This window comes from Halobacteriovorax sp. RZ-2 (genome assembly GCF_043196685.1).
Lineage (GTDB): Bacteria > Bdellovibrionota > Bacteriovoracia > Bacteriovoracales > Bacteriovoracaceae > Halobacteriovorax_A.
The window spans coordinates 318,058-342,195 of the sequence record NZ_JBEBMR010000001.1 but is presented as its reverse complement, the minus strand read 5'-3'; the positions used below and the strand labels follow the sequence as shown (position 1 = coordinate 342,195).

The 24,138-nt window shown below is 35.9% G+C and carries 21 protein-coding genes; 12 read left to right on the top strand and 9 right to left on the bottom strand.

The genetic code is table 11. The annotated features are described in order from the left end of the window. Positions 1–14: 14 nt before the first annotated feature. The 7 genes from nqrF (at position 15) to ABMA78_RS01470 (ending at position 8,899) form a co-directional block, all read left to right on the top strand. Complete coding sequence (gene nqrF, locus ABMA78_RS01500; protein ID WP_392856352.1) at positions 15–1,241, top strand: NADH:ubiquinone reductase (Na(+)-transporting) subunit F; 1,227 nt, start codon at positions 15–17, stop codon at positions 1,239–1,241. 423 nt (positions 1,242–1,664) lie between these two features. Further along, on the top strand, positions 1,665–3,005 hold the full coding sequence (locus ABMA78_RS01495) for a sensor histidine kinase (RefSeq protein WP_392856350.1): 1,341 nt from the start codon (positions 1,665–1,667) through the stop codon (positions 3,003–3,005). 236 nt (positions 3,006–3,241) lie between these two features. Beyond that, a complete protein-coding gene (locus tag ABMA78_RS01490; RefSeq protein ID WP_392856348.1) occupies positions 3,242–3,922 on the top strand; it encodes a hypothetical protein in 681 nt (226 codons plus the stop codon). A 189-nt stretch (positions 3,923–4,111) separates the two neighbouring features. Then, complete coding sequence (locus tag ABMA78_RS01485; protein ID WP_392856347.1) at positions 4,112–5,521, top strand: sensor histidine kinase; 1,410 nt, start codon at positions 4,112–4,114, stop codon at positions 5,519–5,521. Between the two features lie 139 nt (positions 5,522–5,660). After that, positions 5,661–6,485, top strand: a complete 825-nt coding sequence (locus tag ABMA78_RS01480; RefSeq protein WP_392856346.1) for a ThiF family adenylyltransferase — start codon at positions 5,661–5,663, stop codon at positions 6,483–6,485. A 9-nt stretch (positions 6,486–6,494) separates the two neighbouring features. Further along, on the top strand, positions 6,495–7,340 hold the full coding sequence (locus ABMA78_RS01475; protein WP_392856343.1) for a hypothetical protein: 846 nt from the start codon (positions 6,495–6,497) through the stop codon (positions 7,338–7,340). A 215-nt stretch (positions 7,341–7,555) separates the two neighbouring features. Then, entirely contained in the window at positions 7,556–8,899 is a 1,344-nt protein-coding gene (locus ABMA78_RS01470) for a sensor histidine kinase (RefSeq protein WP_392856341.1), read from the top strand. On the opposite strand, the gene ABMA78_RS01465 is transcribed toward ABMA78_RS01470, so the two are convergent. Continuing rightward, positions 8,883–9,629: a hypothetical protein gene (locus tag ABMA78_RS01465; protein WP_392856340.1), complete on the bottom strand. Its 747-nt coding sequence runs from the start codon at positions 9,627–9,629 to the stop codon at positions 8,883–8,885. The two genes, ABMA78_RS01470 and ABMA78_RS01465, sit on opposite strands and share 17 nt — an antisense overlap. 12 nt (positions 9,630–9,641) lie before the next feature. After that, positions 9,642–10,247 (bottom strand): iron-containing redox enzyme family protein, encoded by a 606-nt coding sequence (locus ABMA78_RS01460; protein WP_392856338.1) that lies wholly within the window; start codon positions 10,245–10,247, stop codon positions 9,642–9,644. Positions 10,248–10,454: 207 nt separating this feature from the next. Between ABMA78_RS01460 and ABMA78_RS01455 the strand changes: the two genes are divergently transcribed. Next, complete coding sequence (locus ABMA78_RS01455) at positions 10,455–12,212, top strand: DEAD/DEAH box helicase family protein (RefSeq protein WP_392856336.1); 1,758 nt, start codon at positions 10,455–10,457, stop codon at positions 12,210–12,212. On the opposite strand, the gene ABMA78_RS01450 is transcribed toward ABMA78_RS01455, so the two are convergent. Beyond that, positions 12,186–12,746, bottom strand: coding sequence for a hypothetical protein (locus ABMA78_RS01450; RefSeq protein WP_392856335.1), 561 nt, complete (start codon positions 12,744–12,746; stop codon positions 12,186–12,188). The genes ABMA78_RS01455 and ABMA78_RS01450 overlap by 27 nt on opposite strands. Before the next feature lie 121 nt (positions 12,747–12,867). On the opposite strand from ABMA78_RS01450, the gene ABMA78_RS01445 reads away from it, so the two are divergent. The 4 genes from ABMA78_RS01445 to ABMA78_RS01430 all read left to right on the top strand — a co-directional run bounded on the left by ABMA78_RS01445 (position 12,868) and on the right by ABMA78_RS01430 (position 17,690). Then, the gene (locus ABMA78_RS01445) at positions 12,868–15,057 is read left to right on the top strand and encodes a toprim domain-containing protein (protein WP_392856332.1); all 2,190 of its coding nucleotides are present in this window, start codon (positions 12,868–12,870) and stop codon (positions 15,055–15,057) included. Positions 15,058–15,081: 24 nt separating this feature from the next. Next, positions 15,082–16,548, top strand: coding sequence for a DNA gyrase subunit A (locus ABMA78_RS01440; protein WP_392856331.1), 1,467 nt, complete (start codon positions 15,082–15,084; stop codon positions 16,546–16,548). 302 nt (positions 16,549–16,850) lie between these two features. Next, on the top strand, positions 16,851–17,255 hold the full coding sequence (locus ABMA78_RS01435) for an integration host factor subunit alpha (protein ID WP_392858006.1): 405 nt from the start codon (positions 16,851–16,853) through the stop codon (positions 17,253–17,255). Further along, entirely contained in the window at positions 17,256–17,690 is a 435-nt protein-coding gene (locus tag ABMA78_RS01430) for a MerR family transcriptional regulator (protein ID WP_392856328.1), read from the top strand. It abuts the gene before it with no gap. On the opposite strand, the gene ABMA78_RS01425 is transcribed toward ABMA78_RS01430, so the two are convergent. From ABMA78_RS01425 to ABMA78_RS01400, 6 genes are read right to left on the bottom strand one after another with little or no spacing between them, the layout of a single operon-like run. Continuing rightward, positions 17,649–18,620, bottom strand: coding sequence for a polyprenyl synthetase family protein (locus ABMA78_RS01425; RefSeq protein ID WP_392856327.1), 972 nt, complete (start codon positions 18,618–18,620; stop codon positions 17,649–17,651). The genes ABMA78_RS01430 and ABMA78_RS01425 overlap by 42 nt on opposite strands. A 35-nt stretch (positions 18,621–18,655) precedes the next feature. Further along, positions 18,656–19,615 carry a type II secretion system protein GspN gene (gspN, locus tag ABMA78_RS01420; RefSeq protein ID WP_392856325.1) on the bottom strand — a complete coding sequence of 320 codons (960 nt, stop codon included), beginning with the start codon at positions 19,613–19,615 and terminating at the stop codon, positions 18,656–18,658. Continuing rightward, positions 19,615–20,232, bottom strand: coding sequence for a hypothetical protein (locus tag ABMA78_RS01415; RefSeq protein WP_392856323.1), 618 nt, complete (start codon positions 20,230–20,232; stop codon positions 19,615–19,617). Before ABMA78_RS01415 ends, gspN begins: the two co-directional genes overlap by 1 nt. Further along, positions 20,232–21,809: a pilus assembly protein PilM gene (pilM, locus tag ABMA78_RS01410; RefSeq protein WP_392856321.1), complete on the bottom strand. Its 1,578-nt coding sequence runs from the start codon at positions 21,807–21,809 to the stop codon at positions 20,232–20,234. Before pilM ends, ABMA78_RS01415 begins: the two co-directional genes overlap by 1 nt. A gap of 60 nt (positions 21,810–21,869) precedes the next feature. Then, entirely contained in the window at positions 21,870–23,237 is a 1,368-nt protein-coding gene (locus tag ABMA78_RS01405) for a hypothetical protein (RefSeq protein WP_392856319.1), read from the bottom strand. After that, positions 23,221–24,138, bottom strand: coding sequence for a type II secretion system protein J (locus tag ABMA78_RS01400; RefSeq protein WP_392856316.1), 918 nt, complete (start codon positions 24,136–24,138; stop codon positions 23,221–23,223). The genes ABMA78_RS01405 and ABMA78_RS01400 overlap by 17 nt, the downstream gene beginning before the upstream one ends.

Genomic DNA, 24,138 nt, shown 5'->3' with positions numbered 1-24,138 from the left:
AAAAAGGAAATATTATGAATGCAATTATTCTTGGTGTTTTAATGTTTACCGTTGTGGTTCTAGCACTAGTTTTAGTAATTCTTTTTGCTAAATCAAAGCTAGTATCAAGTGGTGACGTTAAGCTAACAATTAACGGTGAGAAAGTGGTTCACATCCCAGCTGGTGGAAAGCTACTAAATGCTCTTGCTGATCAAAAATTATTCGTATCTTCTGCCTGTGGTGGTGGGGGAACATGTGGTCAGTGTCTAGTTCACGTACACTCTGGTGGCGGTGAAATCCTAGAAACTGAAATGTCACATATCTCAAAGAAAGAAGCTCGTGAAGGCTTAAGACTTGCATGTCAGGTTGGTATTAAAACTGATATGGAAGTTGAAGTTGAAGAGTCTGTCTTTGGTGTAAAGAAATGGGAATGTACGGTTAGATCTAACCACAACGTTGCTACTTTCATTAAAGAATTTGTTCTTGAGCTACCTGAAGGTGAGTCAGTTCCATTTAGAGCTGGTGGTTATATTCAAATTGAAAGACCTGCTGGACTTTCAATCGATTATAAAGACTTCGATATTGAAGAAGAGTATAGAGGAGACTGGGATCATTTCAATCTTTGGCAATACAACTCTACAGTAAACGAAGAAACAATCAGAGCTTACTCAATGGCAAACTACCCTGAAGAGAAGGGAATCATTATGCTTAACGTGCGTATTGCTTCTCCTCCTCCAAGAGCTCCAAAAGGAACTCCTCCAGGGAAAATGTCTTCTTATATCTTTAGCTGTAAGCCAGGTGATAAAGTTACGATCTCTGGTCCATTCGGTGAATTCTTTGCACGTGAAACAGATAAAGAAATGGTATTTGTTGGTGGTGGAGCTGGTATGGCGCCAATGCGTTCACACATCTTCGACCAACTTAAGAGACTTCACTCTAAACGTAAGATGACTTTCTGGTACGGTGCTCGTTCAGTTAGAGAAATGTTCTATGTTGAAGACTTCGACGGACTACAGTCTGAAAATGATAACTTCACATGGCACGTTGCACTTTCAGATGCACTACCGGAAGATAATTGGACAGGTTACACTGGGTTCATTCACCAAGTACTTCACGATGAGTATCTTGCTAAGCACCCAGCTCCAGAAGATTGTGAGTACTACCTATGTGGTCCTCCTATCATGAACAAGTGTGTTATCGATATGCTTCTTGACCTAGGGGTTGAGAGAGACGATATCATGCTCGACGATTTCGGGGGTTAACTGCGGCATCTTCGCAAAGCGAAGATATGACGCAGTTAGGGCGCCCATCGCCTGAAATGAAATTAAACTTCAACAAGCCAGCTTTTAAGCTGGCTTTGTTGTCTCAAGCGCAAAGGGACCAGCTCCTTCTGTGTCTTAAACCGAAAGCCGCGCCTGCGGCTAGCTTTCTTGAATCACATCCATCTCTGCTTCAAAACTGCCCTTTGGGGCACTTTTACCGCAGGATGTTCTGAGGTTTATCCCGGTTGATTGCCTCAATCTTTGGCTTTTATGTCCAGGATGGACGGTATGTCCGCGGAGGCAGGAGCCGAGAGCGGACGCATGTCCAGGACGGACGGTATGTCACATATGAAGAAAATTTAAGTTAAGCTAAGTTATCCTTTCTTCAATTGTTCATGTATTCCACTATGTTAGTTTTGATGTATGGATAATATGACAACCCTTTATATCGTACTCTTATCATTTCTACTTCTGTGTGTTGTCAGTACTTATGTTGTTGCAATGGTGGATAAAGAAAGTGACTACCAGCAATTTAAGATAGCGTTAATACTTAATTTCTTCCTCTATGCTACACGTTTTTATTTTGTTCAATGGGGGGAACTCGACGTCATATTCTTTGGCCTAAAATTCATTCCACTTTATTTGATATGTAATTTCTTTCTAAATAATCGCTTAAATCAGTATCGAGTTGAGTTGATGAGTCTTTTTGTTTTGAGTGGAATTGCTGGTCTTTCATTGTATTTAGCTGGGTTTAATTTTGAATATTATTCTTTTGCCGTGGCCGTCGGAAGTTTCACTCCTGGCATCTATGCATTGGCCTACTTTGGTAAGCGAATAAAGTATGTTGTAAATTTCTTCTATTTTACTATTTTTGCAATCGCAGCAATGGTCACATTTTCTTATCCATTTACTTTTACAATTAAAGGCTCTGGGATTTGGGGTTGGAGTGCGGGTGTGATCACTTATATTGCAATTATGTTAGGGCTTCTTGTTAAGGTCTTAGAGAAGAAGGTTGATGGGGATTACAAGTTACAAGAAGAGCTCAAACTAATTAATGCAATTTATAAGGCCGTTATTCATGATACTTCAAATGACTTAAATTTTTTGTCATTGAGTCTTTCAAGGGCGTTAAAAGATGAGAACTTGACCTATGTTAAGTTGGCCTATGATCGACTAAGTGAGCTCATTAAATTTAAAGCAGAGATTCGTAAGCAATTTAATAAGGAAAACCTTTCATATGATGTGGAGCTTACGACTATACTGAAGTCTGTTGTCTCTCACTACCAAGACGACTTTAACAAGAAGCGAGTTCAATTGGTTGTCACTTATCCTCATCAAAGAATCGAGGCATCGCTACCAATTAGTAAGGAGAGTTTAGTTAACTCGATACTAGGTAATCTTGTTTCTAATGCCTTGAAGTTCTCTGAGCCACGTTCAAAAGTCTATCTCTCAATGATTCACGATAAAACTCATGTGTACTTTAGTGTTATTGATTCAGGTGGCGGTATCCCTGACGATATTATTTCATCAGTAACGAATTTCTCAAAGGTGAGGTCGAGTAGTGGTACTAGTAACGAATTGGGGAGTGGAATGGGCCTTAGCATACTCTGCTACATCATCAAACGAATTGACGGTGAAATTAACTTCATGAGCATGAAAAGTGGGACTAAGGTAATCGTTAAAATTCCTTTCTCAACTCAACTATCTGAATCGTTGAATAACAAACGTGATAGTCGCGGTAATAACGTCATATCACACATATAAAGAATCTTATCTTTTTCTTACAAAACTAGTCTTATGAAGGTTTATTAGGTCTAATTATGGATATGAAATCGATACTTATATTATTACTCTCAACTTACGTCTTGGCTTCTTCGCCTGTGACAATATCCGAATTTTCAAATTCATTAGAAGATGAGTTAGGTCTAAAATTATCGCGTTTGGATGATGTGGTACAAAAAGTTAGAGTTAGGAAGCCTAATGTCTTTGAAAAATGGCTCATGAATAAGAGTGGGGCGGAAGCAACATATAATGATAAGACAAACACCATCGTTCTACGGGAAAAGAATTGGCGTGGTCGTCGAATTGTAAGTTTATCAGACTTTCTTAAAGGGCAGGAGTATCAATTTTCAATCCTTGCTTCAACGATCTTTCATGAGTTGATGCATGCAGACTTTGACGTTCTAATAAAGGGGAGTCGCACACGTTCAGACATCGCTCTAAAAAATACTCAACGCTGGTTCTCGCAAAATATTCCTGGTGTTAATGCTCATATCGCTGCCCATGAATTCTTTGGCTATACGGCCTCTGATTTAATTTTAGGAATTAAAAGTAAGCTTCAAGATCTCTATCTTGCACATGGGATTAATAGTTACAAAAATACCTGTTTTGGACGAAGGGGATTAAAGCGAATAAAGAAACGCCTTTTTCCTGATGGTGATATTCAATTTAAAGACACATTAAATATTCCAAATTTTGCAAAGGAATTTACTCCAAATACTATCTTTGTGAAGGGGAAGGATATCAATATCAAAGGTAAGAATTTTCCAGAATCTTTTCGAAATGAAGTCTATCACCACTTTGTTGAAAATTACCATGCACCTTCTTCATCCCAAGATCTGTTAGAGGTTGCAAGAAGACAGTATGGTAATTTGTTACAAAAGTGCTTTGAGGATATCTGAACCTGGTCTTTTCTAAATAGAAATACTTTTATTTTTGTTTGGATTGTCGGCAAGTTCTGCATCGCTATTAAGAATCTTGGCCAAAGGTTACAATATATATTGTGGTGTAAAGTTAAAGAAATAACTTAAGTTGCCATTTTAAATCTTATAGTGATAATCAGTATTTATTGTTTGGTAAGGTGTATTTAATTGGAAGTAAGTAATAAGGCATTAGTCGCATATTTCGATGGTGTAAGTTCAATGGGGGATTCCGTTGAAGACTTTATATCTGAACTTCCTGTTAAAGATAAAAATCTCTTAGATGTAAAGTCACGCATCACGTGGCAAGAGTTTAAAGACATTACTATCTTCTTTTCTGAGAAGTATCCAAACTACACCGAGATTATCAGTAATACTGGTGTTTCAAATAGGGTTATTAAACCATTTTTTGACATCGTTACTTACTTCATTAGTTATAGCTTACTTTATGAATTCTTTTTGAAATTATCTTTCAAAATGCTTTATACAAATATCAAGATTGATACAAAGAAGTTAAGCTCAGATTCATTTCAAATTATTTTTGAATTTTCAGACCCTGCACATATCTTTCATGAGTTCATCAATATGTATGTTGAACTTTTTAAAACGATTCCTGTAAATTTCATCGGCTGTCGTACATACTCGAAAGTGAAATATTTGATTGTTGAAGATAGAGTGGTGTTTTCTGTAAGAAATGCAGCCTTTGCAAAAGTTAGTATCCCAAATCTCTTATATAATTTCTTCTTCACAAAGAAAAAACTTCACGAAGTTATTTTGAAGAATGTGGAATATTCAAATCTTCTAGAAAAGCAGAATTTAGAGCTTGAAGAGTATCGAAAAAGCTTAGAGTTACTAAATACAGAGTTAAATCTGAGTAATCGTACACTTCATCATGATGTTGCCAATAAGCTTCTTAGTCTTGAAGTCGCTAAGAAAAGAATTGAAAATGGAGAGTATGAACAAGCGGTTAATAAGATTAATCAATTTTCAAACTCTGTTAAAGGAATCATTCAAAATTCAATTGTTACAACTCATATTGATGGTGAACTTTTTGAACTTGAAGAAATTAATTTATACGACCTTTTAATTGAGGCAGTAACTGAATATGACGATATTGCAATTCAAAAAGGTGTTCGTATTATTCATGATTTTAAAATTGATCAAAACTTAACTATCTATACAAATAAAATCGCACTCCAAAATAATTTAATCTCTAATATTATGTATAACGCGATTAAGTTCTCACACATGAATGATAGTATCGTTTTCTCGGCATCTGTGTGTGATGAGAATCTATGCTTACGAATCGTTGACTTTGGTGTTGGTATCCCAGAAGAGAAGCTTAAGTTAATTAAAAAGAATGTTGGTCTAATTGGTTCTACAAAAGGAACTAATGGTGAGAAGGGATCAGGTCATGGAATGAGTATCATCATGGATACTGCTAATGCACTTGGATTCAAAGTCAATATTTCTTCGAGCCTAGGTAATGGAACCTCAATTGAGTTATTGAAGAATATTTCTCAAGAAGAAACTGATTTTAACAATGTACTCTACCTCGATAGTCAAAGTTCTAAGTCTTAATTTTTCCTCGTAAGTATCAAGTATTACTAGAGTGTGCCAAGTATTTTTGCTGAGGTCTTGAAAAGGCCCGGTTGTAACTCCCCAAATTCTCCAAAAAAAATATTTTAATTTATACTCTCACGTTAACTGGAGGGTAGAGATGTTTTCAAGAAATATTGGATTAATTACTCAAGAAGATCAAGATAAGTTGCAAGGAGCATCAGTTTTAGTTTGTGGTGTTGGCGGTATGGGAGGTGTCGCTAGTGAAGTTCTTGTTCGTATGGGAATCGGAAAAATTAAAATAGCGGACTTTGATCGTTATGAAGCGCACAATTCAAATCGCCAAATTCACTGTAATGCAAAGAACTATGATCGATACAAAGTCGATGTTTTAGAAGAGGAGTTCAGGAGTATAAATCCTGATCTTAAAATTGAATCATTTAACGAAGGTGTTACAAAAGATAATATTGAAGCACTTCTAGATGATGTTGATATTGTTATCAATGGTATGGACGAAATGTTTTATTCACTGATTTTGGAGAGAGCTGCCCGTCGAAAAAATATTACAATTGTTGATGCCTGGATTACTCCGTTTGCGTCGGTATTTGTAATGACTCCTGATTCTCCCCACTGGGAAGATTATCTTAATTTATGTACTAGAGACGTTGCTATTGAAGACTTAACTCCTGACTTGTGTAACCAAGCCGTTAGGGAAGAGGTCGATTTTACCTTTAGTCACTTTTCTCCCTATAAATATATATCTAAGGATCTCGTTGATAAAATTGTAACTAAAGAAGCTACTAGACCAAGCTTTACGCCTGTTGTTTGGCTCTCTGGTGTATTAATGGCAAATGAAGCCTATAAAGTTATCTGTGGACTTCCCCACACTGACCACTTAGGTGTGTTCTTTGACCAATATGAGTTTCAGCTAATGAAAGCGGGGACAAAGAGTAAGAAAGGAAAACAAGTAAAGAAAGCTGCCTAGGGAGCATTTATGAACGAGATTAAATGGGGGAGTTACTCCTTTAGAACATATTTTAGGCCAGGTCTTCACTTAGATGATTTTAACTTAAAGCGCTTGTACCGTTCAATTGTAGAAATTAATAATACTTCTAAGAAAAAAGTAAATATTAGATATCTTCAATTAGAGGATATGGATGAAATTAAAAGCTTTCTGAGTCATATTATTGTTTCAGTTGTTCATACACGTGGTAAGGATATTTCTTTTTTGATGAATTATATAATTGAAGATGGTGCTGTTAATATTCTTCATGTTGGAATTATGGTTGCAAATTCATATACAGGTAATGATGCAATGGCCATGTTGGCATGTTTCAATAAGTTAGAATATTTCAAAAAACATAAGAGTTTTTATACGACAAATATATCTGCTACACCTGCTGCAATTGAAGCATTCGATAAAATAAGTCACAAAGTTTGGCCATCTCCAAAGAGTCAAATTAAGAAGCCTCCAAAGGACTATATCAACGTTGTAAAACTCCTCGAAGAGTTTTACATTAAGAAGTGGTTTCAGGACCCAAAAGAGTGCAGTATTGACCCTTATCGCTTTGTTCTTAAGTCTCCATGTAAGAAGATGGGATTTAAAACGAATATGTTTCAGATGAGTCGAGCAAATAATATTGAATATCAAAATTTTTGCCATAGTATCATTGACTATGAAAATGAAGAAGATTTAGTACAAGTTTCAAAATCTGGATATCTGGAATTTTTAAAGACTTACCTACTTACAAGTCTTTTTCTACACTTTAAAAAGCCACCAAAATACTATGGCCAAGAGAGAAAACTAAATGAGCACACAGAGATCGAAAAGATAGCTTAGTAACTTAAAAATTAGGCCTGAGGTATGAGAATTACACTTAGGCCGTTACTTAAAAAAGTTGATATAAATAAATAATGTGTTTAAATGATAATTATTCTTAAATTAAATTAACCACCCCTTAGGAAGCCTGTAAAATCAGATATTTATAGGCTGAAAAAGATTCACTGTCTTAATAAAGTATATTTGTTTCTGTTTGTTTATGGTACTGAACACTCGTGGATTCAATTATAATTTTATACGCCATTTTATTAGGCTTCCTAGTACTATGTACTGCGAGTGTATTTCTCGTATCTGCCGTTGATCGATATCAAGACTATCTTGATTTTAAGAAATTTCTGGTCACAGTCATTTTGGCGTACTTTATTAATTTCACTGTCGGTGTGACACCTCATTTGGCCGCTGGCTCTTTCTGCCTTCAGTTCTTTCCAATATTTTTCTTAAGTAATTATATATTAGCAGGACAAAAGAGATTAAGCCTTCGCTACTTTGGTCTTTTGCACTTAACTGGGATCAGCATTAGTTTCGCTCTTTCTTTTTGGACACAAAACTTTACAGCTTTTAGTCTTCCTTTGGTCTTGAGTGCATATTCACCTGGCTTTGCAGCGATATACTATATTCTAAAAAGAAAAAGCTCACTTACAAATTTCTTCTATGTCTTTGTTATGTCACTTGGTGCATTGAATTTTATTTCATTTTCTGTATTTCGCTTTGTTCCTGGGACTGAGCTATGGGGATGGAGTTCTGCCGTCTTAAACTATATCTTAATCATGTACTGCTTTTTTCTGATGATTCTAGATAAGAAAGTTATTCTTGATGCTGAGTTAAAAGATGAGTTGAAGCTTACCAATACTCTTTATAAAACTTTGATTCACGATACATCTAATGATTTGAATTATTTGTCCTTTAGCTTAAGTCGAGCAATTAAAAGAGATGATATCTCTTTCGTTGAAAAGGCCAATGAAAGATTAAATGAGTTAATAAGGTTTAAAACGGAGATAAGAAAACAGTATCAAAGTGATAAGGGTATCAGTCATAAAGTTAGTATGATTAATATTCTTTCGCGAATTGAAAATAACTTCTTGGATCTCTATCGATTAAAAGGAATTCAGCTCGTAAAATCAATAAAGAATGAGAGTGATGACATTAATATTCCTATAAGCGAAGAAGTTTTAATTAAAACAATTCTCGGTAACTTACTCTCAAATGCACTAAAGTTTTCGCCACAAGGCGCTCAGGTTCATTTAAGTATAGATGTGTGTATGGATATGATGCATATACAAGTCATTGATTCGGGGAAGGGGATCCCTGAGCACATTGTAAATGAGGTCAAAACTTATAGTAAAGTTACTTCTAGTACTGGGACTAATCACGAAATGGGTACTGGTATGGGGCTTGGAATTGTTTGTTTCGTCGTTGACCGTGTCAAAGGTGAAATTGAATTCACGTCACGAAAGAATAAAGGAACGACTATTGATATCAAAATACCAACAGTCGCATCTCAATTAATTAATGGTCTAAAGTCTGATGATCAAATAGTACACTCTACGCTACTGCATTAAGCTCCTCATAAATTGAATTCAAGTTTAATTCCAGATCACTATTTGATTTGAATTTTTTAAATAATTGCTCTGTTATTTTAAAAAGAGGATGTGCATAGCGAAGTTTACTCATTATGCTTGCATCTGTTGAGAGAATATCAACGTAGTCTTGAGCTCCATTTGAAAATTTAAATAGCTGGTTTTCCACTAATACTTTTGCTCCAACTGATATACTTGCTTGGGATACCTTCTTATTGGAATTTGTACAGGAAATGATTGGCCCATTATTTTGCATTAATGATCTCTCCATTAGTGTGACAAGTACTAATGCCTTCCATGGGAATTCATCACTCTTGGTATTAAATTTTGAAGTAATGGTAAAGTTACCGCATGCTAGAATATGATTTCCTTCAATCTTATTCAGTACTTGTTTTTTGATAAGATCATTCCAATTTTTAAAATATGATGAGTTTTGATCGATATTACTTTCAAGGTTAAATACTGTATTGGCCCCTCCTCCAACAAATTCTCCCTTGTAGTAAATTGCTACTAGCTCATCTTGTTTGTAGAGCTCATCTGAATAAAGCTCAATATCTCCCTCCCTAAGTCCTAGCTTCTTATATGCACTAGTCCACGTATGCTTCCACTCATTATAAAATTGCTCATAGTAACAATAGAGAGGGTCATTCAAATCAGTATTTTTTGGTGATAGGATAATAAGTTCTAAGTCATTTATATCGATACTCTTCATTTTTACTCCTACTTATGCTGCAGTTTTATCTTGTTTTTCGATATTTGCTTCAATTGCATCTAGGATATTGAAGAATATCTCCTGTGAGTATCTTCTGTTTTCAGCAATAAAGTTTTGTATATTTTTAGGTAGGGATTCGATTAATTTTCTCGCTTCTTCAACATGATCTTCATCTTCCTCGTAATGTAGTTTAATAAAACTAGAAATCTTACCACTTGAAGCACTTATTTTCTCGTGGACGTATGGGCCAGCTTTTGCAACTAAGTCTTCCAAGAAAAATATATAGCCCATTAAAGCAAGAGGGTGCTTATACTCAATTTGATAGTATTGGCCTTGATAAAATGCTTTCGTTAAAGAGTGCTCCTGATGACTTTCAATATTAGACCCAAATCTTTGTAGATCTCTTATGGCCAATTTATCGTGAGCACTTTCTTCATTTAAATGTTCTTTAAAACGACGAAATATTTTGTCATCATCAAGTCGTGCCATTGCTAAACAGAGTAACTTCTCTGAATGGGATACGTAAAAGTATGTCTGTGCCAGATACTCTGCTACAAAACACTCATTCTCCCATGGATAATTTTTAACTTTTTCATAAATATCAAACTTACTTGTCATCCTACGTCCTTCGTTAAGTTAGTTGATACATGGTAACTGAAATTTATTGTCAGTTTTATTTGTTGTATTAAATGCGTGAAAGTAGTGTGTAAATGTTTTTTATTTTTGATTTAAGTGCCAAATTTTTAGGGTGATAGCACAGCAACTATCTGTATTTATTAGCTTATTTTTCTTCATTGATTAGCTCTCTTTTGCTAGTCTTTAGAGATGAAGTTTAAACTCAGGGATTATCAAGTTGAAGCTGTAGACAAGGTTGTGTCTCACTTTAGAAAATGTGGTGATCCTTCTCTTATTGTTCTCCCAACAGGTGCTGGAAAAAGTTTAGTAATTGCTGAGCTTGCACGCATTGCTCGAGGTCGAGTTCTTGTGATGGCCCATGTAAAAGAGCTAGTCGAACAAAACCATGCAAAGTATGAGTCCTATGACCTAAAGGCCGGGATATTCTCAGCTTCCATGAATCGAAAAGATAAGGACGATAAAGTTATTTTTGGTTCTATTCAATCGATTGCACGTGCACCCGAGGACTTCTTCAAAGACTTTTCTCTTATTATCATCGACGAATGTCACAGAATTTCTCTAGAAGAAGAGTCTCAATATCAGCAAGTATTTGATAAGCTCAAAGAAATGAACCAAAAGGTTTTCTTTCTTGGCCTTACGGCCACGCCATATCGTCTGGGAATGGGGTGGATTTATAATTACCATTACCATGAAATTCTAAGAACAAAAGAAGAGCGCTTTTTTAAGCACTGTATCTATGAGCTACCACTAAGCTATATGATTAAGAATGGCCATCTAACGAGGCCCATTAAGATAGATTCTCCTGTTGCTTGTTATGACTTTTCAAAACTTGAAGTAAATGAGAATTCTGGAAAGTTTTTAACTGAAGAGATTGAAAAGATTTTAAATGATAGTGCACGCGTTACACCAGGGATTGTAAAGCATATCGTCCAAGAGGCAAAAGAGCGAAATGGAGTCATGCTTTTTACATCAACTGTAAAGCATGCCAATGAAGTCTTGAGTCTTCTTCCTGAAGGGGAGAGTGCAATTGTAACAGGTGAAACTGATCAAAAAATTCGCGATCAAATAATCGAAGATTTTAAGAATCAAAAAATTAAATTCTTAGTAAATGTCTCTGTTCTAACAACAGGTTTTGATGCTCCTCATGTGGACTTGATCGCTATCCTTCGCCCCACTGAGTCCATTAGTCTTTATCAACAAATTGTTGGCCGAGGACTTAGGCTTTATGAAGGAAAAGAAGACTGTTTGATTCTCGACTACACTGGACTTGATCACGATATATTTAAGCCGGAAGTCGGTGAGGTTCGACCTCATGGTGAAACTCAAGAGGTACAAGTGATGTGTCCTGATTGTGGCCATGCCAATATCTTCTGGGGAAAGGTTGATAGCGAGGGTGGAATCACTGAACACTACGGCCGAAAGTGCCAAGGGATTCATATTGATGAAAGTGATATGAGTGTCGAGGAATGTGGTTTTCTCTTTCGCTTTAAAAATTGTGATAATTGCGGTCAAAGTAACGATATTAGTGCACACGTTTGTGCTCATTGTGAGCATGAGCTACGAGATGCTGATAAGAAATTAAAAGAGGCCATGCAGCTTAAAGATGCTCACATTATGCGCGTCGAGGAGATGATCTTTAGCGAATATCAAGGTAAGAAGGGGCGCTCGCTTGAGGTGAGTTACTTTGATGTAAATGGAGAGTCTCTCAAGGAATACTTTCAATTAAATAATAAGTCGCAACAGATGGCCTTCTATCACGCCTTTGTAAAAAAACACTTAAAAACCCCAGAGCTTAAGTACTATATTGATGATCTCGATAAAATTTTGAAAGATCGCAAATACTTTAGAGAACCGAAATTTGTGATTGCTCGTAAGAAGCAGCGTTTCTGGCAAATAAGAGAGAAAATTTTTATCGAAGAACTAAAGTCGGCGAGATACACGAAATAGCTTTTCCATCGCAAGCTCTCCCAGTGTTTCAGAAAACATTTCAAAGAGTGTGTCTGGGATAGAAGATTTCTCTCCCTTCCAGTAACTCTTAGAAAAGAAGAGGCACTTTCCGTCTGAAAGTTGTCGAACATTTATTTCACCTTTTAGTCCTTTTAAAAATCCCTTATCAAATGTGAACGGATAAGTTCCAGGTTTAGTGATGCGTGGGATTCTAAAATTTAGAGACATGGGAAATGGCATCAAAGTGTGATCGAGATAGAGATAAATTTCTTTCTTCTTTTCTGAGTAACCTGATAGTTTTACTAGGTCGATATATTCATTGAATTTTTCGTAGCGCGACAATTTCCTTAACGCGACTTTACATTTATTTGGATGAATTCCATATATTTGGTAATCTAAACTTTGTTTGTTTTCTTCGGTCTTAACGATGGCCTTTCGGTAAATTCTTTTTTTATCAACTAAAATTTCTTTGATGTCTGCATCAATCCCCTTGAAATCAGAGGCGATTGCGAGATTTGAAAATAGCAAAATCAAGTAAAAAACTACTGTAATTATCAATGGTTGACGCGTTGTAACTTTCAAGGCCTTTAAGTTTCCCTTATTCTTTATAGTAAATTCATTATAGCACGAAGCTAAGATAGGGGAAAATTTAAGCATGGGACGCAGCATTGAAAAAGTGAATCGTAAAGGTAAGACGAAAGACGCTGTCATTGAGAGTAAAGATCAAAGATGGCACTGTCGAAACCGTATTACGCTCGTCTTTGGTTCTAATGATATTGAAGATTTAGAGACATATGTCTACGAAGATAAGTCAGTCGATTTTAAAACGGTAAAATTTCACCAAGCAAAGTCAAAGGCCATTGAAGAGCTTTTAGATAACTGTATTGATGAATATTATCGTGGACACGTTACAGAAATTCATACTTCACTAAGTGAAGACGGAAAAACAGTTACTGTTGCTGATAACGGAATTGGTTTTCCACTAAATAAAGTGAAACAAGTTTACTCTGAGTTTAGAACTGGTTCTAAATTTAAAGATGAAGAAACTGATGAGAAAGGCTTTCTCCATCGAACTCTTGGACAAAACGGTCTAGGGGCCGCTGCAACTTGTCTTACGGCCGATGAGTTTTTTGTTACGATTAAACACTATAACTCAAAAAAAGAGCAAACAACGAAGTTCATCGATGGTGCTCTTAAGGTTTCACAAACTAAGCCGAAGACCTTTAAAGGTGCTTCAGGTGTTTCAATCCAAGTAACACTGGCCAAAGAGGTATACAAAGACAATAAGATCGATGAAAACCTTTTAAGAAAGCGTATCATTGACCTTGCCTATAATAACCCTGGTCTTGCTTTTTACTTTAACGGTGAAAAGTATCACTATCAAAAAGGGCTCTATGAGCTAGCTCAAAGAATTGATGAGGAAAATGCTCACGACTTTGGTGAAACAGCCTATATCTACGAGACAATAAATACGAAAAAGAAAAAAGTTAAGGGAAAGATCGATATGTCTCTTTCTCTAACAATTGATAAAGGAAGCGAGGAAAGAGAAAAGTTTATCTCTTTTGTTAACTCTACTCCTACATATGACGGTGGTTTCCACCATGATCGTGTAAGAAGAATCTTTATCAATGCTGTAAAAGACAAGTTAGAGCGTCAGGCAAAGAAAGAGAAAATCAAGTTAGTTGATAATGATGTTCTTTCTGGCCTAACTTTCGTTCTTGGTGTGACAATGCCAAACCCAAGATTTGAGTCACAAACGAAACGTAAGCTCGTTCGTGATGTACATCTTGAGAAGGCCCTTGAAGAACTAATGAGCAAGTCGATGGATAAGTTCATGAGAAAAAATAAGGACTATCTTGAAGTCGTTATTGAAAGAGGGAAGTCTCGCCATAAGTATCAGGTTCTAAAAGAAGCAGCTTCAAAAGGCCGTAAGCAAAAAAGACAAAGAGTTGAAAAGCTTCTTGATGCTAACGAAAGAAAGAAGCGTGAGCTGTGTACACTATTTATTTGTGAGGGGGACTCGGCCATCGGTGGTCTAAGGTCAGCTCGTAATAAATTATATCAAGGTGGAATCGCTCTTCGCGGTAAGCCGATGAACGTTGCTCAAGCTGGTATCAAAGATATTCTAAATAATCAGGAATTCTCTGACATCATGGCATCAATTGGTCTTGTTCTAGGACAAGAAGTTGATGAAAAGAAGCTTCGTTATTCAAATATTGTCTTCCTTGCCGACTCGGATGTTGATGGTGGACACATTAATACACTTTTAACTAATTTCTTCTACCAGTTCTGGCCTGAATTATTTGAGATGGGTGCAATTCAAATTGCTAAAGCTCCTCTTTTTGAAGTCGTGACAGATAAGAAGACTCTATATTTTGAGTCAGATAAGGAACTTGAAGAATTTAGAGATGCTGGTGAAGTAAAGATTAAAGAAATTCATCGAAATAAGGGACTTGGTGAGATGTCACCAGAGGCCTGGAAGTATGTTTTATCTAAGGATGAGTACACTAAGATTGTAATAGACCAGAAGTCTAAGGCCAAGGAGATGCTTAATATCTGTTTTGGTAAGGATACAAATCTAAGAAAAGATCTACTTCTTGATGAAGATCAATCTGAAATAATGTCTGAAGCGATTTCTGAAGATAAGGTTGTAACAAAGCCTAAGGCCGCCAAGAAAGTAGCAAAGAAAGCGGCAAAGAAAACAGCAAAGAAAACTGCCAAAAAAACTGCAAAGAAAGCCGCAAAAAAAACGGCCAAAAAAGCTGCAAAGAAAAAGGCCAAAAAGGCCGTCGCTAAAAAAGCGGCCACTGGTGGCCTAGCGGACATGATTGATTACCTTGATTAAAAAGTATTAGGAAGGAAATAAATAATGCAAGAAACTTATCTTCATTCACTTGAATCAGTAAACTTAGAAGATATCGTAAGAGATGAGTATCGCACATATCAGATCTATACTCTTATGGATCGAGCGATCCCATATCTTCAAGATGGCCTTAAGCCAGGTCAAAGACGTATTCTCTATACTCTATGGAAGAATCAGTCGAAGGGACTTTTAAAAGTTTCTGCGGCAACTGGTTTAGTTCTAACTCTACACCCACACGGTCCAGCTTCAATCGAATCGGCGATTGTTAATATGGCCCAAGACTATACCTTCTCAAATAACTATCCACTAATTGACAAGAAAGGGTACTTCGGTGAGCGAATGGAAACAGATCCTGCGGCCGGTAGGTATATTGAGTGTAAATTAGGTAAGGTGTCAGATCTCTTATTATTTGATGATATGAACCAAGTTGAAATGGTTCCAAATTATGATGAACGTTCAATGGAGCCTGTTGGACTTCTTCCTAAACTTCCTCTTATGCTACTAAACGGTGCAGAGGGGATTGGAACTGGTTTCTCTTCGACGATTCCAAGCTTTCATCATAAAGACTTAATCAAATCGATGATCTCTTTTATTGAAACGGGAAAAGTGAAAAAGCTTAAGCCATATGTTCATAATTACTCACTTCCTATTCATGTTGATAAGAAGAGCGGTAAGCTAACTTTTGAAATGAGTATCGAAGAAAAAGATGGAAAGTTTTTTATTACAGAACTTCCACGTGGATATGATGCTAAGAAAATCTATCGTCACCTGACAAAATTCATTGATAGTGGATTCATTAAGGATTTCGTTGATGCATCAGTTGATAACGAAATCAATATTGAGCTTCTTTTTAAGAAAGGACAAGAAGTTACTCTTAAAGAAGTTCAGGATACAGTTGGAGCAACTTCATCTTTATCACCAAACTACACGCTAATTTCTGAGCGAGGAGTTAAGATCTTTGATCAGGCCGAAGAGATTATTGAGATCTTTACTGGTGAAAGACTTAAGGTCGTTACTCGTCGCTATGAACTTCTATGTCTTGACCTTAAGGACTCGATTACGAAGAATAATGAAATCATTAAGTTCATTAAAAATAAAGAATATGAAAAAGCGACAAAGTCTAAGAATAGAAAGTCATTTGTTGAATACCTAGATAAGAAAAAATATGTCTATTCTGACTATCTAGCAGATATGCCAATTTATCGTATGACAAAGGATGAAGTGGAGAAGCGCAAGTTACTTGTTAAAGATGAGACTAAGAGACTAAATGAGTATACTAAAATTGCAAAGTCTCCAAAGCTTGTTGCTAAGAAACTTGTGGAAGAGCTAAATGAAGTTGATACAAAGTTAACTGATTGGCTTAAGAAGAAAGATGCTGAAAAGCACAAGCTTCTAAAGAAGATTGCCAAGGACCAGGAAAAGCTTGGTAAGAAAAAGGCCAAGAAGAAGGCCGTAAAGAAAAAGTCTAAGTAAAAAAGTCGGAAATATGTAAAAAAAAATCCCCAGCAGAAGTAAGTACTTGTGCTGGGGATTGTTCATGTCAATACGCCAATTTGACAAGAAGAAGTTGATATAAACATAGTACATGGTATTTATTTAGTTGCTCAACTTAAGCTTTTCTTAAAACTGGCTTAATTGACGGGTTAACGCCATAAAAGGCTAAGTTATTAAAATGAAATATATTTCCCACAAAATTTTTTTTGTGAAATATTCATAATTCTGCTAACCTATTAATATATAAAGGTTCTTTTGATTCATGGAGGAATGCAATGAGCTTGACTAAAGCTGATATTGTCGAACGAGTTTATAAGGAAGCAGGGTTTTCTAAAAAGGAAGCTTCTGATCTTGTTGACTTAGTTTTTAAGGTAATTAAAGATACTTTGGCCCGCGGGGAAAAAGTAAAAATTTCTGGTTTTGGAAACTTCTCAATTCGCGATAAAGCATCAAGAGTTGGCCGTAACCCACAAACAGGTGAGGCGATGGAAATTTCTGCAAGACGTGTTCTTACTTTTAAACCATCACAGGTTTTAAAGGAAGATATTACTGGACGTTACGTACACCGTATCGACGATAAAGGTAAGGAAGACACTTCAATTGCACCTAAGGAAGGAACTCCAAAAGCACTAACATCATTCAGAAATGATACTGATGATGACTATGAGAGCGAAAACGGATTTTAAATGCTAGAAACATTATCGATTCCACAGAAATCGTTATTTAAACTTGATGAAGTTTGCTCAATCGTTGGTGTAAAGCCATACGTTTTAAGATTTTGGGAAAGTGAATTTGATGAAATTTCACCTCTCGTTTCTTCAACTGGTCAAAAACTTTTTGAACAAAAAGATATTCAAATGTTGGCAAAAATTAAAGGCCTTCTATTTGAAGAGAAAATGACTATTGAGAAAGCTAAGCTAGTTTTAAGAGGTCAACTTGATCTTTCTAAAGACACTAGTGGAGCTTCTAAGAAGAAATTAAATACAAAGCCTGCAAAGTCTTCTAAATCAAAAGTTGCAAATTACAATATTGATTTAGATAAACTTGAGCAAGCAAAGAGCATCCTTAATCAATTGAACCTAAAGAGTCAAAGTATTCAACAAAGAAATAATTGGATCTAAAGAGGCGGGCCTAGCGCCTGTCTCTACATTTAAATGACCAGTTATAGTTTCTTTATTAGGTTCAATAATACTAAGTATCTTTCCAAGATATTCTCCGTATACTAAACGGATATTTTCGCACGCGTACTTTTCAAAAAATACTTTCATATATTCAAGATTAGATTGTAGTTCTGCAAAACAATCCTGTCCTCTTGTTTTCCATGGGTTAATGGCCTCTTCGTGCTCACTTAATACTTCATCTTCAAGTTCACAAAGATCATCAAGAAGTTGAAAGGCAATTCCCATATGGTGACCTAAGCGGTGTAGTGCTTTGGCCGTCTCTAAATATGCATCATCGTTGAAAAGATAAGGGCCAACAATTGAAAGTTGGATAAGACGTGCAGTTTTTAATTTATGAGTGAGGATTAGATTCTTAAAGCTCTCTGTCATGTGGTGACCAAGATCTAAGGCCTGCCCAAGGATGAGACCTTTTGCTCCTAAGCACCAATGAGCATAATTTAGAATCTCATATTTATTCTTTACGTTAATCTTATTAATTAAATTAAAGCTAAGAGATTGAAGTGCATCTCCTGCAAGGAGTGCTTGCCATTGGCCAAATTTTGCATGAGTTGAAAGTCGTCCACGGCGATATTCATCGTCATCCATACAAGGCATATCATCGTGAATTAGTGTATATGTATGATGAATTTCTAATGCACATGAGAAGCTCTTAACTGACTTTCTAAGCCTCTCATCACTAAAGTCTATACCAAAGTCTTTAGCTGTTGCATAAGCGAGCATAGGGCGAAATAACTTTCCAGCTGGTAAGAGGGAATAATCATAAATCTCACTAAAGAAATTTTGATAATTATTCTGATCGATAAATAATTTTAGGTCAGCTTCAATTTGCTGCCTTGCTTCTTTAAGCTCTAATACAGATTGATTTTGCATTGAATTAAGATGCTTTAAAGTTGGCCTTTAGTCAACTAGCGCTTAATCATTTTCGGTGTGTTTGGACGTCCAAGAGTACCATCAATTTTCATGTGATAGAAACCTTGCTCATCAGGAGTACCATTGCCTAGAAGAAGATTGATAATAGCGAAACTTTCAATAAACTCTGGCGTGAACTTTACCTGTGCTTCGATATCTAGACGAGAGTTTCTGATATTTCTTTTATCAAGAGTGATAGTACCACTGGCATTGGCACGAATAGGTGAGTTACTGTCCCCAATAATAAGCTCTTGAATTTCAACTGCTCCGCCGTCTTCAGAGTGGGCCTTGAAAGAAAGATTATTAATTGCAAGAGTAGGTAGCTCAAAGCTTTGGATAACTTGTGTTGGAATCGTAAAGTCTTTCGACGTTAGATAGATATCAAGGTCTTTAATGGCCTTAAGGTCTGTGCTAACAAGAGCATTTAGATTGATTGTTCCATCAAGTTTAAAGTTATTCATTAGTGGAGCAAGAGCATCAAAGCTAATAACTGTATTTTCAACCTTCACGTATTGAGTTGAAAAATTATGAATTGATTTGACGTTGATCTGATTATCAAGCCCTGCGATCTTATTAATTTCAGTATTGAAAGTAAGTCCCATTGGAGCAATACTTGGAAGTCCTAGAGAAATATCTGCTTCTGAAACTAAAAGTCCAGAGCGTGAGTTTAAACAGCGAGATGAAATATCAATCTCTTTTAAATTAATCCCTGGTAAAAAGTAGCTTAAACTAGCACTTTGATAGTAGATAGGGCAGCTACGATTCTTTCGTAGGCCATCGTAAACAAGATTCATAATCTTGTCTTCGACAGAGAAGTTAAAGATAAAACCAAAAAACAATGACAAGAAGGCGAAAATAGAAATTAGAAAGATTGTCTTCTTATTGATCTTATAAACATCTGTTTGTTCTGCTGCTTCACTCATATTATTCTTTTGATTACCTAAATTTTCCTGCATTAATTAACCTTTGCGTAAAATTCAACAAGGAATTTTCCTGAAACGAACTTTCCATCTGCTGTTTTTTCTAGGTCGATCTCTGTGATGATGATCTTAAACTTGCGATGAAGTTCATTTAAGAGGCCAACAAACGCCTTATTTGTGAACTTCTCAATCATGATACTTGTTTCAATGCGGTTAATTGAACCACCGAGGTTTTCTTTTTGAAAGCCATCAACATTAAGTTGATTTCCTTTAATATTAAGCCTTGAAGTTGCGTTATTTAATTTACTGATAAAGTCAGACTTTTCATAAATTGCTTCATTGATTACGATAGGGCCTTCTTGGGCCTTAAGCTTAATATTGCCTTCTTTAAAGCTAATGATTGTTTGCTCTAATTCTTTTCTTGTATTTAGATCATTTACTTTGATGGTTCTAAAGATAAAAACACCAATAAGAGCGATAATTGGAATAATAATGACAAGACCAGAAAGGGCCTGGTTAATAATTTTCTGCTCTGTTTCTGAAAAAGAGCGGAGTTGATCAGCAAATGATTGAAAAACACCAGAGTTTCTAGCTTCTTCAATTTGCTTATCGATAGCGACATCAATTTCTTTAAATACGCTTTTCTGTGTCATTATTTACCTTTAAAGCTAATTGTAATCTTATCTTTATTTGAGTCGTCAATATTAGCGTCGTTTACATTAAGGCCTTTAAGAACTTTAAGTAATTGCTTTGTATCGCGATCACTCTTACTTTGGAATTGTGCAAAACCAGAGTTAAGATCACCTTTGTATTTTGTCAGAGAAACTTCTTCATTTCTTTTAATTGCACTTGTAACAGTATGTAGATTTGCAAGAGCACTGGACTTCGGCACACCTGCTAATACTTTTAAATCAACTTCGATTGCTTTATTTTTTTGTTTAATGATCTTTGTTAATTTATCAGGTGATTTTCTAAGATATCTTTCCTGTTTTTTTGTAATATTAAGATCACTTGATTTGATAAGCTTTTTAATCTCTCTATCTGTGGACTTAATGTCGCGGTTTACGAAATAAAGTGATTCTACTAAAAAACCAGCACAAAGAATTAGGCAGACAAGAGCAAGACGATAGAAAGTAAAAATTGTATTTTCTAACTTAATTCCATCTTTTAATGCCGATGCAAACTCTTTTGTGAAAAAGTTTTTTGCAGGCTCTCTATATGTGTTTGAAGCACCCATTGTGTAGGCGAGTGTAAGAGAGTTGTACTCCTGAGGAGAAACCATTCTCTCAAGACCTGGAGTCATAAATTGTGAAACACTAACATGTAGTCTTTCTGTAATATAATTATCGATATTCTTAATATTGGCACAGCCACCTGTTAAATAGATATGTTCAATGCTTTGACCAGTTTTAACTCGATGACCTAATAACCAGCGATCAATTTGAGAGAGTAGGTCTTTAAAAGTATGGTGCATCATCAGAGCAAAGTCTTGTTGCTCTTTTGTTACGCTGTCCAGTTGTGACTTTGTTAAGAAGAAGCTATTTTCGTGTTTGAAAATTCTAGCTTCGGCCGGACCGATATTATAAGTTTTAGAAATTGCCTCATCAATGGCCGCACCTGCGACATATGAAATATGGTGAGTGTAGATAATACCGTTATAAACTAAATAGGCCTTCGTTGTTTGATGTCCGATATCGAGAATACAAACATTTGATTCTAACTTCTTTTCTTCGACAAAACTTTGGTAAATACTAAGTTCCGAAGTTAAGTTTGAAGGTACAGTATGATAGGCCTGTAGAAAGTTTCGATAAGTTGCAAAAACACTCTTTTCTGCAATTTGAACAATAGCAGAAAATTGGCTATTAATTTTCTTATAAAGATTAACAATATAGTGAGTATCAGCAATATTAAATGGTAGATCTTCTTCTAGTTGGAAAGGGATCATTAGTTCCGCATCTTTCTTACTCTTTGCTGGAAGGTCAAGGTAACGATTCGTTAAAAACTCGTTAGGTAATTGAGTAATAATTCGACCGTTATAGTGTTGGTCTTTTAGAAAACCAGAGATGATTCTTTGTTGAAGCTCGTGTACAGAGACTTCTTGGTCACTAGGGCCACGAACATCCTCGAGTAGAACTTCTTCAATATCATCAATAATGAATCTTTTTTTGTGTACTCGGCCTTCAACAAATTTAATACTGTAGGCACCACAGTCTATTACTAAAATACTCATAAATTTATTTTACCAAATTTCAATAACTTTGCTGTTTTTTTTTGAATGAAAAATTTGCCATTAATAAGTGCGAATTTCAACAACCCTTGGGCGTAAGAGATAGCTCTTTCCTGTGGAGTTTTGTCCTTGAGAAGCAGATCCTGACTGTTGTTGTCCGTTACCACCGTCATCATCTTCATCTGGGTTTTGGGAGCCGCCGGCCTGCTGTCCACTCTGGCCTTGGGATGTCGTCGATGGAGCTTGGGGCTTAATTGGTAAGTCGATAAAAGCAGTCAACTTATAGATCGTATCAGCATAGCTACCAATTGATTCTAGTTTAAATAACTTTCCACCTGTTCCAATAATGATATCGGCATCGGCGAATTCCTTGATTCTCTTATCAAAGTCAGAAGATTCAACTGCACCAATTCGATTTGTGATTAGCTCTTTAAAATCCTTATCACTTTTAAATGAACTTGGTGATGTTCCATTTTCTTCATCACCGTCGCGGTATTTAAAGAACTCTTCAAGGGCAACGTCTGACATCTCTGGAAAAAGAACTTTAAGCTGATTAATTGTAATTTCGTTAACATTAATTACCGAGACATTGTGAATAGAAATTCGATCCTTGATTAAGTTCACGATTTCATCATCCCAACCAGCAAGAGAGTAGAGTTCATCAGCAGTTTCAAAGGCAGCATGCTTTGCTTCCACACCAAGGTTTTGATAAGTTCTTTCGATATCGGCCTTTTCAGGCTCATCGTAATCTTCTTTACCTGAAACATAGTACTTTAATTCTTTAACAAGTAGCTTTGGGTCTAAGTTTGAATAGTGAAGGGCAAAGTCTTCATTATTTTCAATTTCATTTCTAAAAGTTCTCTCAAGCATATCTGTAAACGTTTTTTCCATAAATTGGTGTGGCGTAATTGTTGAACCTTCTTGACCACTTTGACTTGAAGATGACTGAGAAGAGCTTCCGTTGACAGGCTTAATAACTCTTAATGTATTTGGATTGAGAAAGCCTGTGATTGGCTTTAGACTCACTGAAATTGAGCCTTGAATGAGAGATTCTTTTTCAAATTCTGCAATGGCATTCTTTTGTAGTGCATTGAGCTCTGTTGATACTGGAATAGGAACAATAAAAGGCTGAGTGGCAATTGCTTCAATATCACTTTTTGAAATAGTCGATTGAAGAGAAGTATTATCTTCAAGTTTATTCCATGCTTCGCGGTAAACTTTTAGCACAGAAAGAGCGTAGTGAAGTCCTGCTTCAGCGTTTAGTTTCGCTTGTACCTTATCAACTTGTCCTTGAATTCTAATCTTATTAAGTTTTGTTTCGTAAGTGAACTGTGCAAGTAGTACTGTTAAAATAGCAACAGCGGTCGTTACCATGATAATGGCAATTCCTGACTCATTTCTAAGTATTGTCTTCTTATTTTTTAAAGTCATACTTTTCCTTTAAGTCTTCGCTAGAATTAAATTCTGGCCACATAACACGTATCGTTCGGTTAAGTTGAAGCTCATCACCATTTTTTGAAACATAATCAATATTCATACGAATTAGGCGTGGTGTATTTCTTAGCTTATTTAACTCTCTAAGAGATGAAACAAATTTTTCTTTTTCAGGGCTGTAGAACTCAAAGGAGAAATCTCTAAGATTTTCAATCACTGGATATTCTTTGGCCTTGGCCCAGTCGAGATCTTTATTGTAAATATCAACAGGGATGACAGTTCTGGTAAGTGAGTAAGGGGCCTCTGTATTCTTTTCTTCTTCGTCTTGGCCCTCTGTCGAGGTTGTCACAACACGGTAACGTACCCACATTAAATTAGACTGCTTCATGTTTTTTACAAGTCTGCGGTTGGCAGATGATAGAAAAACAAGAGAGCCTTTTTCTTCATTTAAAAGAATTGGAATAGGAACATTACCAGCTGAAAGGTTATCAAAATTCTTATTCTTATAAAGATGAGTCGTCATGACATATTTTTTTGATTGCTGCTGCTGTTGTTGCTGTTGTTGACTTGAACCACCAAGTCTTGATCTTGACTGAGATTGGGACTGTGATGTGTTATACGCCTTAGCAAAGGCCTTATTGTCATCGGCCTTAGATGATTCATAGTAAAGGGGAGAGTTGATTAACTCGATATCCCTTTCTATTCGCATCATACCAATTTCTAACTGAAGTCTTTCACGATCTTCTTTTGTGACACGATCATTCGTATTTACACTACTATCGACAATTGTGTAGATGGCCGTCATAAGAACAGAGAGTATAGCAATAGCGATGAGAACTTCAATTAATGTAAAGCCATCTTCATTTTTGTGAATATGATTTTTTTCAATGCTTTCCAT

Excerpts from the sequence above, each read along its gene's own strand:
- gspN (WP_392856325.1), bottom strand. The coding sequence starts at position 19,615 with ATGCAGGAAAATTTAGGTAATCAAAAGAATAATATGAGTGAAGCAGCA.
- ABMA78_RS01480 (WP_392856346.1), top strand. The coding sequence starts at position 5,661 with ATGTTTTCAAGAAATATTGGATTAATTACTCAAGAAGATCAAGATAAG.
- ABMA78_RS01430 (WP_392856328.1), top strand. The coding sequence starts at position 17,256 with ATGCTAGAAACATTATCGATTCCACAGAAATCGTTATTTAAACTTGAT.
- ABMA78_RS01405 (WP_392856319.1), bottom strand. The coding sequence starts at position 23,237 with ATGACTTTAAAAAATAAGAAGACAATACTTAGAAATGAGTCAGGAATT.
- ABMA78_RS01490 (WP_392856348.1), top strand. The coding sequence starts at position 3,242 with ATGAATAAGAGTGGGGCGGAAGCAACATATAATGATAAGACAAACACC.
- ABMA78_RS01440 (WP_392856331.1), top strand. The coding sequence starts at position 15,082 with ATGCAAGAAACTTATCTTCATTCACTTGAATCAGTAAACTTAGAAGAT.
- ABMA78_RS01415 (WP_392856323.1), bottom strand. The coding sequence starts at position 20,232 with ATGACACAGAAAAGCGTATTTAAAGAAATTGATGTCGCTATCGATAAG.
- nqrF (WP_392856352.1), top strand. The coding sequence starts at position 15 with ATGAATGCAATTATTCTTGGTGTTTTAATGTTTACCGTTGTGGTTCTA.
- ABMA78_RS01495 (WP_392856350.1), top strand. The coding sequence starts at position 1,665 with ATGGATAATATGACAACCCTTTATATCGTACTCTTATCATTTCTACTT.
- ABMA78_RS01455 (WP_392856336.1), top strand. The coding sequence starts at position 10,455 with ATGAAGTTTAAACTCAGGGATTATCAAGTTGAAGCTGTAGACAAGGTT.
- pilM (WP_392856321.1), bottom strand. The coding sequence starts at position 21,809 with ATGAGTATTTTAGTAATAGACTGTGGTGCCTACAGTATTAAATTTGTT.
- ABMA78_RS01460 (WP_392856338.1), bottom strand. The coding sequence starts at position 10,247 with ATGACAAGTAAGTTTGATATTTATGAAAAAGTTAAAAATTATCCATGG.
- ABMA78_RS01465 (WP_392856340.1), bottom strand. The coding sequence starts at position 9,629 with ATGAAGAGTATCGATATAAATGACTTAGAACTTATTATCCTATCACCA.
- ABMA78_RS01425 (WP_392856327.1), bottom strand. The coding sequence starts at position 18,620 with ATGCAAAATCAATCTGTATTAGAGCTTAAAGAAGCAAGGCAGCAAATT.
- ABMA78_RS01445 (WP_392856332.1), top strand. The coding sequence starts at position 12,868 with ATGGGACGCAGCATTGAAAAAGTGAATCGTAAAGGTAAGACGAAAGAC.
- ABMA78_RS01400 (WP_392856316.1), bottom strand. The coding sequence starts at position 24,138 with ATGGAAAGCATTGAAAAAAATCATATTCACAAAAATGAAGATGGCTTT.
- ABMA78_RS01475 (WP_392856343.1), top strand. The coding sequence starts at position 6,495 with ATGAACGAGATTAAATGGGGGAGTTACTCCTTTAGAACATATTTTAGG.